The 2,340-nt window shown below is 74.8% G+C and carries 3 protein-coding genes; all 3 read right to left on the bottom strand.

Annotation, left to right across the window (positions count from 1 at the left end):
• A partial coding sequence (locus tag ACFU99_RS41075) for a DinB family protein (RefSeq protein WP_384403138.1) occupies nt 1-652 on the bottom strand: 652 nt, incomplete at its 3' end.
• Nucleotides 649-1,920, bottom strand: coding sequence for an ergothioneine biosynthesis glutamate--cysteine ligase EgtA (gene egtA, locus ACFU99_RS41070; protein ID WP_384403135.1), 1,272 nt, complete (start codon nt 1,918-1,920; stop codon nt 649-651). The genes ACFU99_RS41075 and egtA, both read right to left, overlap by 4 nt.
• Before the next feature lie 187 nt (nt 1,921-2,107).
• The coding region (locus ACFU99_RS41065; RefSeq protein WP_384403132.1) for a PaaI family thioesterase at nt 2,108-2,340 on the bottom strand (233 nt) is incomplete at its 5' end.

Genomic DNA, 2,340 nt, shown 5'->3' with positions numbered 1-2,340 from the left:
GCGTGTCGATGTGGAAGGCGGGCACGAAGTGCCGGTGGGCGGGGCGCTCGTTGTCCAGCGCCCACGGCTCGGTGGACGTGCCCATCATGAACGGGCCGCCCTCCACCCGCACTTCGGTCGGCAGCAGCGCCGCCGACACGGGCGCGCTCGGCGGCTCGGGTGCGCTGAGCGCGGCGGGGCCGCGCCGCAGCTGATGGGTGATCAGCATCGTCTCGTCGTGCTGCTGCTCGTGCTGCGCGACCATGCCGAACGCGAAGGCCGCGTCCACCAGCGGCCGCCCGTGCAGCGGCGCGTCGGCCAGCACGTCCAGCACCCGGTCGCGTACGTCCGCGACATAGCCGCGCGCCTCGGCGGGCGGCAGCAGCGGCAGCGCCGGACGCTCCGCGCGCGGGTGCTCGAAGGCGTCGTACACGGAGTCGATCTCGGGGCGCAGCGCGTCCTGCCCGCCGACCGCCCGCAGCAGCCACAGCTCCTCCTGGTTGCCGATATGGGCCAGGTCCCAGACGAGCGGCGACATCAAGGGCGAGTGCTGGGCGGTGAGTTCGTGTTCGTCGACACAGCCCGTCAGTACGCGGGTGCGCTCGCGCGCGGCGGTCAGTGCCGCCGCGGCACGCCGCCGCAGCGGGCCGGGGTCCAGATCAAGAGAGGTCATCGGGGCGTCTCCTCGCCGGTGGCGGTCTCCAGCAGGTCGTCGGCCGGACATCGGCGGCGGGCCACGTACCGGTCGGTGAAGTCGGCGACGGCGCTCCTCACATGCGGCGGCGCGCCCAGCCGGGGCAGGGCCTCCAGTGCCGCGTCGAAGCAGCCGACGGCCGCGGCGTGCAGCTCGGGGTCCGCGAGGCCGTGCCGGGCGGCGCCCAGCCACAGCGGATTGCCCGGCGCGGGCAGCGAACCAGCCGTGTCCGCAAGGGGTTTGACGGCCCGGTAGGCGGTCTCGGCCGCGGTCGGGTCGTCGAAGAGCGCCGCGGTCACGGCGAGCGGCACCAGCCAGCCGTCGTCGCCGGGCTGCGCGTCGATCATGCGCAGTTCGAGGTGGCCGCGCGGCCGCACGGGCGGGAACAGCGTCGTCAGGTGGTAGGCGAGATCGTCCTGTGTGGGCGGCCGGGGCCGCCCGCCGCGCGCCCAGGCGCGGAAGGACAGCGCCTCGGGCATCTCCCACGGTCCGTCGTCGGCCCGTACGCACATCACCGGCGCGTCGAGCGCGTACGCCGTCCACGCCGCCCGCGGATCGGCGCAGTCGTCCGGCGGCGCGAGAGTGCGGCCGGGGTCCAGCTGCGCCCACGTCGCCTGCCGGGCCGAGCGCCAACCCGTCGGCCGCCCCAGGTGCAGTGGCGAATTCGCGAACGCGGCCACCAGGACCGCGCCGAGCAGATGCGCCAGCCGCCAGCGCCGTCCGAAGCCCAGCGGTCCGGGCTCCTCATGGCCGGCGTCCACGCAGACCTGCACGGACGCGGTGCGGCTCATCATGGTCCGCCCGGCCGGCCCGCGCCGGTCGAAGTAGGACTCCATGGCGTCGTAGCGCGCCTCGCGCAGCAGGCGGCACGGCGTGTGCCCGGGGTCCTTGCCGTGTCCGGCGAGCGCGATCCCGAATTCGCCCAGTGCGGCTCTGATGAGCTCCAGGTCGCGGGCGGTGTCCGCGACGCAGGCGGCGAGGGATTCGGCGGGCAGCGAGCTGAGCTCCAGCTGACCGCCGGGCTCGAAGGTGAGCGCCGATCTCAGCGGCAGGGTGCGGGCCCGGTCGGCGGCGGCTCTCATACGGGCCGGGGCGACGGGGCGCAGCGGGTCGTGCAGGTCGTGCAGGAGCCATTCGAGTTCGACCCCGACCCGGCGCGGCGGCCCGGTCTTGAAGCAGATGCCGTGCACGAGATCCTCGGACTCGGTCTCCGTGACGGCTCGTGCGGTGTGCTGCCTGTGCGGCATGACCTGTGCCTCCCGTCCGCTGCTGCCGCGACTTCCGTCGCCGCCGGGCGTGGTGCTCCGTACCACCTAAGCCATTGCGGGCGATCGGCTCAAGGGGGCCGAGGGCAAGATCCCGCCGCGCGAGTCCGCGCGCGGACGTCCTCGCCCCGGCCCCGTCGCCCCGGTCGCCGCCGGGGCGACCGCCGCCTCAGCCGGCGATCGCGTAGACGGTCGTGGCGTGCGCGACCGGCTCGTCCCGGCCCTGCGTGGTCAGCGTAATATCGGCGAACGCCAGTCGCCGCCCGAGCTTGGTGACACACGCCCTGACCAGCACGTCCGTGCCGGTGACCGGGCGCTGGAAGGTGATCGACTGCTGGACGGTGGTCATCGGTCCGAACCCGCCGCGGGCCGCCGACACGGCGATCACGGTGGCCGTGTCGG

The organism is Streptomyces sp. NPDC057654 (assembly GCF_042800135.1).
Classification (GTDB): domain Bacteria; phylum Actinomycetota; class Actinomycetes; order Streptomycetales; family Streptomycetaceae; genus Streptomyces.
This window is presented reverse-complemented; position numbering and strand designations above follow the sequence as displayed.